This window comes from Bradyrhizobium lablabi (assembly GCF_001440475.1).
In the GTDB taxonomy this organism is placed as follows: Bacteria; Pseudomonadota; Alphaproteobacteria; order Rhizobiales; family Xanthobacteraceae; genus Bradyrhizobium; species Bradyrhizobium lablabi.
In genome coordinates this window covers 194030-209685 of the sequence record NZ_LLYB01000071.1, presented here as the reverse complement: position 1 = coordinate 209685, position 15656 = coordinate 194030, and the positions used below count along the sequence as shown (strand labels likewise).

The 15656-nt window shown below is 62.6% G+C and carries 12 protein-coding genes and 1 pseudogene; 4 read left to right on the top strand and 9 right to left on the bottom strand.

Going from position 1 to position 15656, the window contains the following annotated elements; all coding sequences use genetic code 11:
• Positions 1 to 9 precede the first annotated feature (9 nt).
• A complete protein-coding gene (locus CQ14_RS18440; RefSeq protein ID WP_057859258.1) occupies positions 10 to 1683 on the bottom strand; it encodes an alpha/beta hydrolase in 1674 nt (557 codons plus the stop codon).
• A 396-nt stretch (positions 1684 to 2079) separates the two neighbouring features.
• A complete protein-coding gene (locus tag CQ14_RS18435; protein WP_057859257.1) occupies positions 2080 to 3384 on the bottom strand; it encodes an NAD(P)/FAD-dependent oxidoreductase in 1305 nt (434 codons plus the stop codon).
• Positions 3385 to 3458: 74 nt separating this feature from the next.
• Between CQ14_RS18435 and CQ14_RS18430 the strand changes: the two genes are divergently transcribed.
• Positions 3459 to 4313, top strand: a complete 855-nt coding sequence (locus CQ14_RS18430) for a VOC family protein (protein ID WP_057859256.1) — start codon at positions 3459 to 3461, stop codon at positions 4311 to 4313.
• A 26-nt stretch (positions 4314 to 4339) separates the two neighbouring features.
• Here CQ14_RS18430 and CQ14_RS18425 read toward each other — a convergent pair whose 3' ends face one another.
• Complete coding sequence (locus tag CQ14_RS18425) at positions 4340 to 5665, bottom strand: LVIVD repeat-containing protein (RefSeq protein ID WP_057859255.1); 1326 nt, start codon at positions 5663 to 5665, stop codon at positions 4340 to 4342.
• 209 nt (positions 5666 to 5874) lie between these two features.
• Between CQ14_RS18425 and CQ14_RS43685 the strand changes: the two are divergent.
• A pseudogene (locus tag CQ14_RS43685) lies at positions 5875 to 6015 on the top strand (carbohydrate ABC transporter permease); the annotation flags it as partial.
• Between the two features lie 5 nt (positions 6016 to 6020).
• Here the strand turns inward: CQ14_RS43685 and CQ14_RS18420 are convergent.
• From CQ14_RS18420 to CQ14_RS18410, 3 genes are all read right to left on the bottom strand, one after another.
• The gene (locus tag CQ14_RS18420) at positions 6021 to 7673 is read right to left on the bottom strand and encodes a hypothetical protein (protein WP_057859254.1); all 1653 of its coding nucleotides are present in this window, start codon (positions 7671 to 7673) and stop codon (positions 6021 to 6023) included.
• The gene (locus CQ14_RS18415; RefSeq protein ID WP_057859253.1) at positions 7670 to 8380 is read right to left on the bottom strand and encodes a cysteine hydrolase family protein; all 711 of its coding nucleotides are present in this window, start codon (positions 8378 to 8380) and stop codon (positions 7670 to 7672) included. Before CQ14_RS18415 ends, CQ14_RS18420 begins: the two co-directional genes overlap by 4 nt.
• A 178-nt stretch (positions 8381 to 8558) precedes the next feature.
• On the bottom strand, positions 8559 to 9557 hold the full coding sequence (locus tag CQ14_RS18410; RefSeq protein WP_057859252.1) for a LysR family transcriptional regulator: 999 nt from the start codon (positions 9555 to 9557) through the stop codon (positions 8559 to 8561).
• A 93-nt stretch (positions 9558 to 9650) separates the two neighbouring features.
• Between CQ14_RS18410 and CQ14_RS18405 the strand changes: the two genes are divergently transcribed.
• On the top strand, positions 9651 to 10199 hold the full coding sequence (locus tag CQ14_RS18405) for a YybH family protein (protein WP_057859408.1): 549 nt from the start codon (positions 9651 to 9653) through the stop codon (positions 10197 to 10199).
• On the opposite strand, the gene CQ14_RS18400 is transcribed toward CQ14_RS18405, so the two are convergent.
• The 3 genes from CQ14_RS18400 to pucL all read right to left on the bottom strand — a co-directional run bounded on the left by CQ14_RS18400 (position 10200) and on the right by pucL (position 13973).
• Positions 10200 to 11567: a hypothetical protein gene (locus CQ14_RS18400; RefSeq protein ID WP_057859251.1), complete on the bottom strand. Its 1368-nt coding sequence runs from the start codon at positions 11565 to 11567 to the stop codon at positions 10200 to 10202.
• A 276-nt stretch (positions 11568 to 11843) separates the two neighbouring features.
• On the bottom strand, positions 11844 to 13079 hold the full coding sequence (locus tag CQ14_RS18395; RefSeq protein WP_057859250.1) for an allantoate amidohydrolase: 1236 nt from the start codon (positions 13077 to 13079) through the stop codon (positions 11844 to 11846).
• 51 nt (positions 13080 to 13130) lie between these two features.
• The gene (pucL, locus tag CQ14_RS18390) at positions 13131 to 13973 is read right to left on the bottom strand and encodes a factor-independent urate hydroxylase (protein WP_057859249.1); all 843 of its coding nucleotides are present in this window, start codon (positions 13971 to 13973) and stop codon (positions 13131 to 13133) included.
• A 195-nt stretch (positions 13974 to 14168) separates the two neighbouring features.
• Here pucL and CQ14_RS18385 point away from each other — a divergent pair, with 195 nt between their 5' ends.
• Positions 14169 to 15563 (top strand): nucleobase:cation symporter-2 family protein, encoded by a 1395-nt coding sequence (locus CQ14_RS18385; RefSeq protein ID WP_057859248.1) that lies wholly within the window; start codon positions 14169 to 14171, stop codon positions 15561 to 15563.
• The last annotated feature ends 93 nt before the right edge of the window (positions 15564 to 15656 follow it).

Genomic DNA, 15656 nt, shown 5'->3' with positions numbered 1-15656 from the left:
TGCTGACATTTAGCCTTCCCTCCGCTGCACTACGCGATGACGCGGCTTGGAGAGGTGCTGCTTCAGCCGCGTGATCTCCTCCGCCGACCAATCGCGAACGTCTGTCACCTCCTTCCACGCCTCGATGTAGTGCGCCGGGGCGTAGACATGGCCGAATCCGATAGGTGCGTCGGTCGCCATGAACATGTCCAGCATCAGTTGAAAGAGAGTTATAACCGGATACCAGTGCACTTGCGGCGACACATCCGGCCCCCGTGGCGACAGCATCCACTCCGGCTCGCGATAGAGGCTGCGATAGTCGAAGAAGGTCGCCGGGTCGCTTGCGTATTGGAGGTAGACGATCCGAATCGGCCCCCACGTCGCGTTCGGGCCCGAGGGCTCGGCAGCCTCTCCGTGCTGGTTCATGAACCGCACAAACGATCCATCGCGAAAGCGGGGAAGCCACACGGGTGATCCGGGATTGCGGCGGTCGGTGAGCCAGCGCCAGAGCCTGCTCGAATAGGGCGGCCCGCTCCAGAGCGCGCCGTCAAATGGGTCGCCCAATACCTCGATCAGGTCCGTCGACTGTTCGGAATTTCTCGCGCCAAGACTGATACCGTGCAGATAAAGTCTAGGCCGGTGGTCCTTGGGAAGCGTGATCCAGTATTCGTAGATCTCCTTGAACAGCGCGCGTGCGACATCAGCGCCATAACCTGGATCCATCAGCAAGTACAGCCAACTGGCGAGATAGGAATATTGAAGGGCAACGCTCGCGACGTCACCACCGTGCAGATATTCGATGCTATCGATCGCCGCCGGGTCAACCCAACCGGTGCCGGTCGGCGTCACCACGATGAGCACGGATCGCTCGAAGCCGCCGACGCGCTTCAATTCTTCCAGTGCGAGCTTAGCGCGCGCTCCGGGCGTATCCGCCGATCGTAACCCGACATAGACGCGCGCAGGCGAAAGCGCTGCCCTGCCCGAAAGAACGCTGATGTCTTCGCGGGTCGGCCCCGAGGTGATGAACTCCCGTCCCGCCCGTCCCAGCTTGTCCCAGGCGAGCAGAGACGCGCGGCTGCCGGTCTTCAGAGGGGCCAACGGCGGCTCCGTTTCCACTTCGATCAGCGCGTCGTATTCCCGGAAGGATGCCTCTGCGACCCGCAGAAAGGCACGGAAGAGAAGCCCATTGATGACCAACCAGAATAGAGCAACCGTCGCGATGACGCCGACAACATTGGACACCCGCGCGGGCAGAAAGCGCTTAGCCCGTGTCGCTACAAAGCGGAGCGTCAATCGGAAGAACCGCGCGAGCGCGATCAACATGGCGAACACTGCCAGCGCAATGAGGCTGACCGTGAGTGGATGCGCCGTGTCGACCGGCTCGAGTTCCATCAACTCACGGATCGAATTCTGCCATCTTGCCGCCTGCGAGAGAGATACGACCGCAACGATCGCGCAACTGGTCGTGGCGGCGAGGTAGGCGGCGCGCAGAAAGCGGCCGTTGAGCCGCGCGAGTTCCATGTAATTCCAAAGCCAGACGCCGAATACGCCGATGCCATATCCAGCCGCCAGAGAACATCCCGAAAGCAAGCCCTGCGTCAAAAACGTCCGCGGCAAGAGCGTCGGCGAGAGAGAGGCGGCGAAGAAGAGCGTTCCGAGGACAAGGCCGCCGGCAGATAACGAATGCCATAACTCTCTCTTCATGGCCGGGAATCGATTGGTAACCATCGTGGTCCGAGCGAAGTGTGGCCAGAAGGCGCCGTTGAACGGATTCCAACAGGCGCGGACGCATGAACGTCGGATTGGTGCCGATCCTGGAGGATAGCCAGCACGGATCGTATCCAAAGGAGAATAGTTGGGAACGTACAACCAAGTTCAACGGCCGCCAACGCACAGTGACGAATAATTGGTTGCGCTCCGCTTATCGTCATGACCATGGTCGACCCTACCGGCGATGCTCAACCACGCCGAGGGCACAGCCGGTACATCGGCTTTGGGATCACAAGGCGACATTCCGGCAGCGCTGCCGCGTGTCCGCACTACTCTCGAAGCTGACAATCCCGGATTTACGAGTACGCCCTAAAGAAAGATCATCGTTCTTCACGCCATCTCGCGTGCATCTCTTCGGCGGTAGACCAGCAGCATCAGCGGCGCGAGCTTGCGCAGGACGCCATGGGCGACGATCGGCACCGGCTCGGTGAACGGCAACGCCAGCTCTTTCTCCGGCACGCCGCGGACAGCTTTCGCCAGTTCGTTGCCAAGCGGCATCGTCAGCGCCACGGCGCGGCCGTTGCAGCCGGTCCAGCCATACGCGTTTGGGCCGAGCTTGTGGATGCGCGGCAGAAAATCCGTGGTCATGCCGACGTAGCCGTTCCAGACATAATCGAACGAGACCTCGCCGATCTGCGGCCACAGCCGCTGCAGCCGCTCGGTCACGCGCGCCTTGATCCGCTCCACCTTGTTGCCGGGGCCGATCACCGCCCCGCCGGTGACGAGACGGTTGCGCGCGTCATAACGCGCAAAGTAAAGCTCGCCATGGGTATCAGACATCGCCTGCCGTCCCGGGATGATGGTCTTGCGGACATTGTCGGACAAAGGCTGCGTTGCCATCTGCCACGACAGCACCGGCATCACCTCGCGGGCAATCTCAGGCACCAGCGACTTTGAGAACTCGCCGCTATAGGCATTGGTCGCCACGACAAGCGCGCGGCCGGAGATTTCACCCTTCGCCGTCTTGACCACCCAGCGGTCGCCACGGCGCTCGAAGCTTTCCGCCGGCGAGCGCGCGTAGATACGGACGCCGAGGCCGAGCACGGTGCGCGCCAAACCACGCGCCAGCGCCAGCGGATTGATGTGCCCCCCGGTCCTGTTCCAGAAGCCGCCGAACCAGGCGTCGGAGCCAAGCATGTCGCGCGTCTGCTCGCGCGACAGCAACTCGACCGGCGCGCCGAACTTCGACCACTGCCGGACGCGGCGCTCGGCGATCTTGATGCGGCCGGGCGAATGCACGGGCTGAACCCAACCGGCCTGTTCTCCCTCGGCGTCGATGTTGTGGCGCCTCGTCACGTCGAACAGATAGGACGCGCTGTCGCGCAGCATGCCGACAAAACGTTCTCCGGCCTCGCCATGCTTCGCAACAATATCCTCCGGATCGGGCCGCGACAGCGTCGGGATCACCTGGCCGTTGTTGCGCCCGGACGCGCCCCACCCCGGCTCCGCGGCCTCGACGATCGCGACATCGACGCCCGCCTCGCGCAGATGCAGCGCGGTGGAAAGGCCGGTAAAACCGCCGCCGATCACGATGACATCCGCCTGCTGCGTGCCGGTCAGTTCGGGCAATTCAGGCCCGGATGGCGTCACGGCCGCCCATAGTGAATCGGGCCAGCGGACGTTGCGCGTATTCATCGGTATCCTTTCTTGCAGCGGCCTTTTCGTTCTGCTTAGTTTAGCCCCCTAACCGCAGCCAGGGAAATAAAAGAGTGGCACTCAAAAACGTCATCGGAATCGATCACGCCGTGGTCATGGTGAAAGATCTCGACAAGGCCGCCGAAAACTACAAGCGGCTCGGCTTCACCGTGTCGCCGCGCGGCACCCACAGCGCGCATATGGGATCGGGCAACTACACCATCATGTTCGATCCCGACTATATGGAATTGCTCGGCGTGCTGACGCCGACGGAACATAATGCTCCGGCGCGCGCCTATCTCGAAAAGAACGGCGAAGGTATCGAGCGCATCGCGTTCACGGCGGTGGATTCGGCCGAAGGCGCGGAAGAAATTCGCGCGCGCGGCTATCCGCCCGTTGGGCCCACCGATTTCGAACGGCCGGTGACGATGCCCGATGGAACGGTGTCCGCGGCTAAATTCCGCACCTTCCAGTGGCCGACAGCGGAAGCGCCGGGCGGCGTGCGCATCTTCGCCTGCCAGCACAAGACCCGCGAGACGGTTTGGATTCCCGAACTGATGAAGCACGCCAATGGCGCCAGGCGCCTGAAGCAGGTGCTGATGGTCGCGCCCGAGCCGGCCGCGGAAGCCGCGCATCTCGCAAAGATGATCGATCGCGAGACACGCAACGAGGCGGATGGCGCGGTGGCGGTGCCCTCGGGTGGCGACCGCGCGGATTTCGTGTTCCTGACGAAGGATCAACTCGGCAAGCGCTATCCTGGCGTGTCGCTGGCGGGTCTGCCCGCGCGCGGCGGCGCCGGGTTGGTGATCGCAGCCGATGTCGCGGCGGCGGAGAAGGCGCTCGGTGTTGCCGGTGTGAACAGCGCCGGCGGCGTCGTCGTGCCGCCGGCTGCAGGCAACGGCACAATGCTGGCGTTTGTCAAAGCGTAGCAGGCGACGCGGAGGGCGGAATTGGCTTAGCCTTCGTATTCCAGTACATGCATGCCGGCATTCCAGTCGCTGACATACATCAGCCCCTCCGCCGTGACGCAAGCGTCGCAGGTCTTTGCGGCCAGCGAAACATTGGGCCTGGGATCTACCAGCTTCCTGGGCGTGGGCGGCACCCAATAGGCAACCTCCTTCGGCATGAAGGCATCCCTGATGTCGAACACCCGCACCCCCGCCGTATTGTAGGTAGCGAACACCGTCTCTTCGCTTTGGAACGAACCGGGCCGGTTTTCGTGCAAATTGTGCGGCCCGAACGTACCGATGGTGCAGAAGTCGCGCTCGCGAGGTGTTGGTAGCGTCGATATCGGCACCGGGTTTTCGGGAGCTCGGACGTCGACAATGAACGTGTGAAACAAGCCCTTGGCACATTTTTCGGCATTCGCCTCGTCGGCCACTACCGCTAATCCTCGCTTGGGCAGGGGCAGAGGCGTATGCGTTCCACCCGGGAATGGCGGCGACCAGTTGATGCGCGAAATCAGCGTGGGCTTTACGGGATCGCTGATGTCGTGGATGGTGAAGCCGCCATCACGCCACGCCGCATAGCCGCGGTTGCCCGCCGTGATCATGTGATGCAGGGCCACGCGCTTGCCTTTGGGCAAATCGGGCTCGCCAGCGGCGCGGTTCATGCCGGGCAGCCACCATTTGGAGACAATCTCCGGCTTGGCTATGTTCTGCAGGTCGACGATGCACAGGATGTGATCGGTGAAGCCGTCGAAATGCGCCGAGACATAAGCGTAGCGTCCACCCGGCCACCACAGGCGGTTGATCCCGAAGCCCGGCATTTCAAGGAAGGCCATTTCACGCATTTCGTTGGGCTTGGAGATGTCGTGGATGGACAGGCCGGACCGGAATTTCTTGCGGTTGGTGATGCTGTCAGCCAGATTGTTCTCAAAATAACCCCGCATGCTGTCATAGGATTGCATCGCCACGATGTTGGCGCCGTTGGCAAGCAGCATCAGGTCGTCTGAAACCTGCAGGTGATGCGTGCGTGTGTACTGGCCGGCGGTGAAGAAGCCTGTGGGCTTCAGATTGCGCGGGTCCGACGCGTCCAGGATAGTGACGCCGTCGCTGAACATGTGCCCGACGTAAACGTGTTTCTTGTTGACCATCACCTGTACGCTGTCGGGCCGGCCGCCGATGTCGCTGTAGGAAATGTGCTTGATGCCCTTCCCGATTCCTTGCGGAGGAATTTCGGCTTCGGCGGCGAATGCGGGGGCAGACAGACCGGACGTAACGGCGGCCCCAGCCAGCGCACCGAGTTGTTTGAGGTGCTGGCGGCGCGAGAGTTCGGTCATGGTCGTTGCTCCCCTGGAAAGCTGGCCTGTCTTTCCTCGCCGCAGTCGGCGATGCAAGCCTTGGTAGTTGAGCGAGGCTAAACCCGTTCAGGCTGCTTCGCAAACGGTCAATCCCATGTCCGCATCGGGTCGTCCGCGTCGGTGCTCTCGCCAGAATGCCGCACAACAGGGCTATGCGGCTTGCACCCCCGCGATAGTCCTCTCACAACAACATGATCTCGTTCGACCAGTTGAGCCGGGCCGCTGGCGGTGGCCGCCTCATCGTCACATTTCCGGTGCTGCTGCTGACGGTACTGGCGCAGCAGCAGATCGTTGCCGGGTTGACCGCGGGCGCGGTCAAGAGAGGATAAGGCTCCTACTCTGCCGGTGCTGCAACCGGCATATCCGAATGCGAACTGTAGCTCACGCTTGGGCTCATCCTCGCCAGCGCGTACAGGCCCGCTGCCATCACGGCATAGGCCAGCGCTACGCCCGGCGTGACGCCGAGGCCGCCGCCGATGCCGACGGCTTCGCCGTGCATGAAGCCGAAATAGGTCATGACCGCGCCGGCGAGCGCGAAGGCTGACGCCTTCATGAAGTCGCGCTCGATGACGAACACGCCGATTGCGCCGAGCACGAGGCCGGCGAGGATCGAGCCGCCGCCCATCACTTCCAGCCCATGATAGATCACGCCCTGCTGCGGTAGCGAGGCGATGGCCGCAGCCTTCACGGCGTCGACCTTGTCGGCGGCGAGACCGCCGACGGTCTGTGCGGCGGTCATGCTCGCGGCGAGCATGGTGTCGATCTGCAGCTTGGCCCACGCGGCAAGATGCGGCGTCAACGCCAGCACGATCGCCGGCGCATGCTTGACCGGCGTGGTCTGGAATGCCTGCGCGCCGATCAGCATGCCGATATAAAGCAGGATCGGCGAGATCGCGACCACCGGCACCAGCGCCAGCAAGACCGAGATGATGCCGAACCACGACAGCAGTACCACCAGAATGCCGGTCGCCGCCGAATAGCCGATGCGCCCGCCCATCGCCTTCCAGCCGGGATGACCGATATAGACCGCGTTGATGAAGGGATTGCCCATCAGGCAACCGATCAGGCTGACGACGCCGTCGGCGGTGAGCACGCGCGTGGTCGGATATTCGTCGCCGGCCGCTTCCGCGCTTTCGACATTGTCCATGGCCTCGACGAGATCGTAGATGCCGAACGGTATAGCCGTCACCAGAATGACGCCGAGGAATTCAAAGCCGGAGAAGACGTAGCCGAAGGCCGGCAGCGGCACCGAGAAGCCGAAATTCGCAAAGGCATCACCGAGGCCTTTCAGGCTCAACCCGCCAAGGCCGAGGCCGAACAGGTTCGAGCCCCAGGCGATCAGCATGCCGGCCGCAATCGCAACGAGACCGGCTGGAATTCCCTTCGGATATTTCACGCCGCCGAACCACGCCACCAGAATGATGGCGAAGCAGATCAGCCCGATCTGCGGCGTCATGTACATTTCCAGCGCCGGCCGCATCGAGATGAAGGTGACGGAGACGCCGGCGAGCGTGCCGAGCAGCGCCGCGCGCGGGGTGATCTTGCGGATGTACGGCGCGATGAAGCCGCCGATCATCAGGATAAAGCTCTGGAAGAACACCCAGACGAGACCTGCCGACCAGCCCTTGAGGGGGTCGCCGGTCTTGAGCGTGATCGGCAGCATGATCACGAAGGTGACAATGAACATGTGCGGCACACTGACGCCGGACGGCAGCGCACAGACGTCGTTGCGCCCGGTCTTCTGCGCCAGTTTGTAAGCGAGATACGCGTAATAGAAGGTCGAGAGGCACATCATCAGGCCGAGCGCCGGCAGGATGCGGCCGAACACGATCGAGTCAGGCATCTTCAGCACGAAGCGCAACAGTCCGGTCAGCACCAGCATGTTAACGAGGATGTTGGTACCGAATCCGAACAGCGCATTCCAGTCGCCCGGCGTCCACAATGCCGGCTTGAAGGTGGATGGTGCCGAAGTCCCCGTCGTGCTCATCGTGATGCCCCCGCTACTGCCGTTGTTGGAATCTCCGGTGAAAGTGCTCCCAGCACCGCGGCCGAGTCGGAGACCCAGCCGAAGATGCCGCCCTGGGCCTTGATCATCTTCAGGCCCATCTCGTGAAATTCGGGAAAGTAGGATGCGCAGCCGTCCGCCAGCACCACGCAGCGATAGCCGCGGTCGTTGGCCTCGCGCACGGTGGTGTTGACGCAAACCTCAGTGGTGACGCCGCACACCAAGAGGTTCTCGATGCCGTAGCGCTGCAGCACCTCGCCCAGCTCGGTGGCGTAGAACGCGCCCTTGCCCGGCTTGTCGATCACGATCTCGCTGTCGAGCGGATACAATTCAGGAATGATGTCATGACCGGCCTCGCCGCGAATGAGAATGCGCCCCATCGGGCCGGGATCGCCGATGCGTAACGACGGCGCGCCGCGCTCGACCTTGGCCGGCGGCGCGTCGGAAAGATCGGGCAGATGACCTTCGCGGGTGTGGATGACCAGCATGCCGGCCCCGCGCGCCGCATCCAGCAAGGATGCGATCGGCTTTACCGCCCGCGCAAGCTGGCTGACGTCATTGCCGAGCGTCTCGCCAAAACCGCCCGGCTCCATGAAATCGCGCTGCATGTCGATGATGAGAAGCGCGGTCGCCGCCCAGTCGAGCTCGATCGGCTCCGGCTCCGCTGCGAGCTTTACTGAGTTCGCCATGACGTACGCGCCCCGAACGAGACAACTCTCGGGTTGAGGCAAGCAAGGCGCATGCCATTGTGTACAATGGCGTCACGCGACGGCTCCGGAGAAAATCAATCGTATTGTCAGCCTGTTGCTCGTCCATGCTGATCTCGGCGCGCCTTTATCGAACGCACCGCGAGCGGGCAGTTGCTCATTACCTGTGCATGCTGCGACTGCGTTTTCCCGATCGACGAACGGCCAACTCGCCTTTTCCTGTTCGCACCCGTCCCAACAACTGGAGCAACCAGGCAAGGCCTGCATCCATCATCGCCACTTTCGGAAGGACGATATTGATCGAGAAGCGCGGAAGCGGCAGCGGCGCCTTGACGGCCACGACATTGAAGCGGGGGCCATGGATCTCCACGAACCGTCTCGGCAGCGCGGAAACCATCTCGGTTTCGGTCAGCGCTGAAATTGCGAAATTGAAATTCGGCACGGTCAGGGCAACGCGGCGCGTCAAGCCTTTCTTGGCAAGTTCAACATCCACAAATCCGGAAACATCGCCAGTATGCGAAACGACGAGATGCTTCGCCTCGCAGTAGCGTTTGAGGGTCGGGTTGCGCACAAAGGAATGCCCCTTGCGCGCAGCAATGACGAACTCTTCCTCGTAGAGCGCCTGCTTATGGAAACGGACCGGAATATCATCAAAGGGTATGATCGCGACATCCATCGTTCGGTCTTCGAGCTCCTTCAACGCATCCTTCCATGCAAGATGAGGCGCAGTGAAGCCTTGCACCGGCAGGAGCTGTCGAATGCCCAGATCGATGCCTGGCGCCGTCCGATGCAACGTCTCCAGCAGCGAAGGCAGGATGACCGACGATACGCCATCGGGCGCGCCAATGACGAAGCGACGCGTCGAATATCGCGGATCAAACGGCGCAGCCGACGAAACGACTCCGCGGACACGCGTGAGAATTTCAGCCACTGACGGCGCGAGCTGGAGGGCGCGCTCCGTCGGAACGACGCCTTTCGGGGTCTTGAGAAACAAGGGGTCGCCAAGCAGCGTCCGCAGGCGGCCAAGTCCATGGCTGATGGCGGACGGCGAAAGATGCAGCCGCTCCGCCGACCGGCCGACATGCCGCTCCTGAAAGACGATCTCGAACAACGCGAGCAGGTTGAGATCGGTCCGGGAAAGGTCAATTTGCTTCAGCATAATGCTGAAATCATATCACTGGATTCAGCATGATTGAAGTGCGATTGGGGCAGCATCGCCGGAACTCGCCGGCTCAACCGGAAGGATACCGAGATGTTCAAATCGAAACACTGGAGCCGCCTGGCGCTGAAGGCCGCACTCGCAATGCCGCTGTCGGCCAGCGCCGCACAGGAGCCGATGTCGGCAAGTTCGGAGCAGGAACTTGCCGATCTGGTCAGCAAGACCGAGGCACGGGCTTCGGCTTTCATGCGCGGCGACATGAACAGGTGGTCCAGCCTGATGCGCATCGCGGATGACTTTACACTGATGCAGCCATTTGGCGGTGAGGCCAGTCGGGGCTTCGACAACAGTCCCGAGCGGCTGGCACGACTTGCAAGCTATTTCAGGAACGGCGACGCCAAAGTCGAACTGGTCCAATCCTATGCGTCAGGCGATCTGGCCGTCCTTGCAGTGATCGAGCGAGAGCACGGCGAGGTCGGCGGCTTGCCCGACCAGGACTGGTCGTTGCGGGTGACGCTGGTCTACCGCAAACAAGGCTCGGAATGGTGGCTGGTTCACCGCCATGCCGACCCGCTGGTCCGAAACGTCGGGCTTGAGACCGCGGCCGCGCTCGCCCGCGGTGCACCTCTCGAAGGCCGCTGACTAGTTCCTGTTAAGCAGCGGCGTTCCGAATGCCCGCCGCCAGACCGACAGAAAACGCGGAAACCAGGAGTGTGCGACGGCGCTTTGATACGCCCATGTGCGGTATTTGAGACCCTTTTCCGACAGTAGCTCCTGATATCCGCCGTGCGTTTCGGTCGCGGTACGGATGTCCTGCAATATATCGCGGGCACAGGAGCGATATGTGTCGGTGCCGGAATGTTCATCGTAGTCCAGCATGCGGTCGGCGAATTCGACGTTAAACGTCGGCCAGCAGGAACGCCCCTGGTAGGCGGGAGCAGCAATCTTGTGGATCATCTTGGTCTGCGGATTATCCACGGATACCAGGAAGTGAGACGTATCGTGGATTCGAAACCGCGGCTCGCCAAGTATCAGATCCGTCGTGGCTGCGAACAGCGCGCGTTCGCTCGCCTCGCCGAGATCCCAAAATCCCTCCTGCACATTGACGAAATCGAGCGCAACGGAAGACGCCCCCGGCTCGCTGCTGGAATCCAGGGCATGCCTGATATGGCCATGCTTGCCGAACAGCCCGAGCAACTCCTTTTTATATTGGGAAAGCGCGCGCCCAAGCAGCGCTTCCAGCTCGATCTGGTCGATCACCCCCAACCGGATGCCGCGCACAAAGGTCGCGTAGACGCAGGCATTGGTGACGAAACGCCTGCGCTCGGCGCGGGTATCCGTTGCGGCGGAACGAGGTGCGTCGGCATCACACAGCAGGGCCGTGAGGCCGTTGTCCTCGAACGGCTGCAGCGCACCGGCGAGTTGAAGTATCGCCTTCTTCAGATCCTCGCGATATTCGGCAAGCAACAGGCGGCCGGCATGAGCGCCCTGCGCCATCGCCAAGAACGAAGACACCCTCCGGTCGGCGCGGATGATCTGCTCCAGACCGGCGAGGATGCCCAGCAGCGTATCCGACGGCAGCGCGAAGTAATTGACGCCGATGTAGCGATCGCCGCCTGCGGGAACGATGGTCGTGGTAACGACATCGGCGCGGACGGCCTCCAGCATCAGCCGGACGCTTTTCTCGAGCAGGCGAACCCTGCGCACGGCATCCTCGGAATCCATGATGGTCTCGGGATCGAGAACATCAGGATAAAACCAGGCAAAGTCCCGCGGATAATAGGCGGAAGCATGCGGCGCCCCCGTGACCAGGAAAGCCTCCTGCGGGGAAAAGGCATTGTCGACCGAGCGCCTGTACAGCTCATCGATCCCGGCCGACGAGTGATACTTTCTCAGGAACCGGTCGCCGAGAAAATTGACAGCCTGAATACCGTTGGCGACGCAGGTGGCAATCGGGCCTTGGTAAAACCGGTATTCGCGATGGGATGAAAATGAAATGTGACGGTGCATCTGCCTGGACGAACGAGGTTTCCGTGGTTTCGATTATCACGGGTTGGTCCTCCAGACATCGTCGATTCGTATTTCTGTCAGATGACTCATGATGTCATCGCATTGTCACAAAAGCGGGAAGGCCCGTAGCTTGTAGGATGGGTAGAGCGCAGCGAAACCCATCATCTTCGTCGGCGTCCTGATTGGGCTCGCTCACAGAATTTGCGTTGGCCAGCTCTTAGCAACGTGATGGGTTTCGCTGCGCTCTACCCATCCTACGATTAGGTCGCCCCGCCCTTATACCTTTGGCCGGAAATTCTCGACGAACCGCAGCAGCACGCGTACCCCCGCGTCGACATCGGCGGGTTCGACATGCTCGGCCGGGTTATGGCTGATGCCGCCACGGCAGCGTACGAACAGCATGGCGACGTCGGCGATGTCGATCATCGCCATACCGTCATGCCCGGCCCCGCTCGGCAGTTCAAACGCGCCGAAACCTTCGGCCGCAACCGCTTCCGCCAATTGCGCTTTCAGCCAGGGCGCGCAGGGTACGGTGCGGTTTTCGTGGGTGACGTCGATCTGCAGCGACAGTTCGCGGCGCTTTGCGATCGCCTCGATCTGCCGCACGATCTCGGCGACAGCGCCCTTGCGGTGGGTGTCGGTCGGCGCGCGGATGTCTAAGGTGAACGACACCTTGCCCGGAATGACGTTGGTCGCGCCCGGCAATGCCGTGATGGCGCCGACCGTGCCGATCAGGCCCGCGCCGTCGGCCTTGCAGAACTGCTCGATCGCGACGATGCATTCGGCGGCGCCGGCCAGCGCATCGCGCCGCAGCGCCATCGGTACCGTGCCGGCATGGCCGGCCATGCCGGAGAGGTTCGCGGCGAGCCGCGTCGCACCCGCGATCGCCGTCACCACGCCGACGGGAATGTTCTGCTGTTCCAGCACCGGCCCCTGCTCGATGTGCAGTTCGACATAGGCATGCAGCTCGCGGCGCACCCGCGCGGCCGCGCCGATATGGTCAGGGTCGAGGCCGAACTGCGCAAGCGCCTCGCGCATCGAGACGCCGTCACGGTCGCGCGTGTTGAGCACGCTTTCGTCGAAGGTTCCCGCGATGGCCCGGCTGCCGAGCAGCGTGGAGGCAAACCGCACGCCCTCCTCGTCGGCGAATCCGACGATTTCGATCGCGAACGGCAGCCGCGCGCCGCGCCGGTTCAGATCGGCGACGCAGGCAATCGCCGTGATGACCCCGAGCGGCCCATCCCATTTGCCGGCGTCGCGTACGGTGTCGTAATGCGAGCCCAGCATCAGGCATGGCAATCCGGGGCGCTCGCCTTCGTAACGGCCGCAGACGTTGCCGATGGCGTCGAGATGGGCGGACATGCCGGCGTCCCGCATCCATGACAAGATGAGATCGGCCGCGACGCGATGCTCGGGCGACAGGAAAATCCGCGTCAGATGATCGCCGGTCTCGGAAATCGCTCCGAGCTGATTGATGCGGCTTACGATTTCATCGCCGAGTGTTTCGCTCATGCTGTTCCAGTGAGGCGCTCATTCGCGCTGCTCGATATCTGGGGCCGCCTTTTAGCCCCTTCCCACCGTGCACTCAATCTGGCCATGGGGCTCCTCGGTCGGCAGGAAGACGTCGTTATTGTTATCCAGCCCGAAGGCCGACAGGTTCATCGGGATGAAGTGCATGTTGGGACAGGCCATGCTGATTTCCGAGATCTCCGGCACCGCCGCCAGCGCCGCCTCGCCCATCCGGTACAGGCTGTCCTGCACGCTCATGCTGTAGGTCGTGCCGAATACTTCGAGCACGGTATCCAAGATCTTCGCATTGGCCGCCGGATAGTTCGACGGCTTTGCCGCCCATTTCCAGGAGGCGACCATGCTGGTCGCGCACATCCGGTCGGCGGTCTCCGGCAGCGTGGTGTAGCGATCCCGCGGATAATTCTCCCAGCCGGACTGCGTCGATTTCATGAAAGCAAAGCCGTCGATGCCGGAGGCCAGTGTCGACGGCCCGCCCCGCACCGCGGCAACCTCGACGAATGGCTTGCCGTTACTATCAAGCACAAAACTGTGCGGATGCGGTTCGCCGCCGTAGCTCAGGCGGCGCCATTTGGTTTCATGCGCAGTAATCGCGACGGAGGCGATCTGCGGATAGGTGTCGAGATATCGCTTCGCCAGCACCTGGCAGAATTCCTCGGTGCAGAGGCTGGTGTTCTCGCGCGCGACGACGTTGACAATGTTCTTGATCGTATCTGTCGCCACCGACGTGGAATTGTCGGCATGGGTATAGGCGCGGGCAAAGTCGCCTTCCATCATCGCCTTGATGCTGAGCTGGCTGACCTCGTGGCGGTCGCCGTCACGGTGAATCCGCATGACCCGGACGCGACCCTTTCCGTAGCGGTTCTTGATCAGCGGCATGCTCAGACCTCCCGTTCGACTGGGTAGCGGGGATTTCGATCACCCGGTAAGGTCGGATATTGAGCAACCTTCGTGCCACTGGGCAAGGCTTTGGGGACAAGGCGTTAGGGACAGGCCTTCGGAGACAGCTTCTGGCACGAGCCTTGTATCGGTTCACGCAGGCGCGGACGCGCCTGCAGCAGGGGGAATCCGAATATGAGCAGCGAAATCCATCCCGTCGACCAGGTTCTGCCGACGCCGCGCCTGCTGGCGCTCGGCCTGCAGCATGTGCTGGTGATGTATGCCGGCGCGGTTGCCGTGCCGCTGATCATCGGCCGGGCGCTGAAGCTGCCGCCGGAAGACGTCGCCTTCCTGATTAGCGCAGACCTGTTCGCCTGCGGCATCGCCACCCTGGTGCAATGCCTCGGCTTTCCCGGAGTTGGTATCCGGCTGCCGGTCATGATGGGCGTCACGTTCGCCTCCGTCAGCCCGATGCTGGCGATGGCAGCCTCCCCCGATATCGGCCTGCTCGGCATTTACGGCTCGGTGATTGCAGCCGGAATCTTCGCCATCCTTGCCGCGCCGTTCATCAGCCGGTTGCTGCCGCTGTTTCCGCCTGTTGTGACCGGGACCATCATTCTGGTGATCGGCATTTCGCTGATGCGGGTCGGCATCAACTGGGCCGGCGGCGGCCTGCCGACACTGACCAAGATCGTCGACGGCGTCCCGGGCGCGTTCCCCAATCCAAACTACGGCCAGTTACAGGGGCTTGGCATTGCACTGTTCGTGCTGCTCGTCATCCTCGGCCTGATCAAATGGGGCGCCGGTTTCATCGCCAATGTCGCGGTGCTGCTCGGCATCATCGCTGGCGCCGTCCTCGCCGCCCTGCTCGGCATCATGAATTTCGACAAAGTCGCCAAGGCGCCATGGGCGGCGGCTGTGCTGCCGCTGCATTTCGGGCTGCCGAAATTCCAGCTCATCCCCATCATCACCATGTGCATCGTGATGATCGTGGTGATGATCGAGTCGCTCGGCATGTTCCTGGCACTCGCCGAAATCACCGGCAAGCCGGTGGATCGCAACGCGCTGACCCGCGGGTTGCGGGCCGATGGCGTCGGCACGTTCCTCGGCGGCCTGTTCAACACCTTTCCCTATACGTCGTTCTCGCAGAATGTCGGGCTTGTCGGCGTCACCGGCGTGCGCTCGCGCTGGGTGACGATCGCCGGCGGCGGCATCTTGCTGCTGCTCGGCTTGCTGCCGAAGATGGCGGCGCTGGTCGAGGCCGTGCCGCTGGTGGTGCTCGGCGGCGCCGGGCTCGTGATGTTCGGCATGGTGGCGGCCACCGGCGCGCGTATCCTCACCGCGGTCGACTTCAAGAACAACCGTTACAATCTGTTCGTGGTGGCGATCTCGGTCGGCTTCGGCATGATCCCGCTGGTTTCGCCGAACTTCTTCAAGAACTTGCCGCACGACCTGCATCCGCTGCTGGAATCCGGCATCCTGCTCAGCGCGCTGGTGGCGGTGACGCTGAACGCCTTCTTCAACGGCGTCGGCGGCAAGGCTGCGGCAGAAGCCGACGCCGCAGCGGCGGCGGCAACCGCGACGCATTAGTTGGTGCCGTAGGGTGGGGCAAAGCGCAGCGTGCTCACCAACTAACGGCAGCATCGCCTGGTAATGGTGGGCACGCTTCGCTTTGCCCACCCT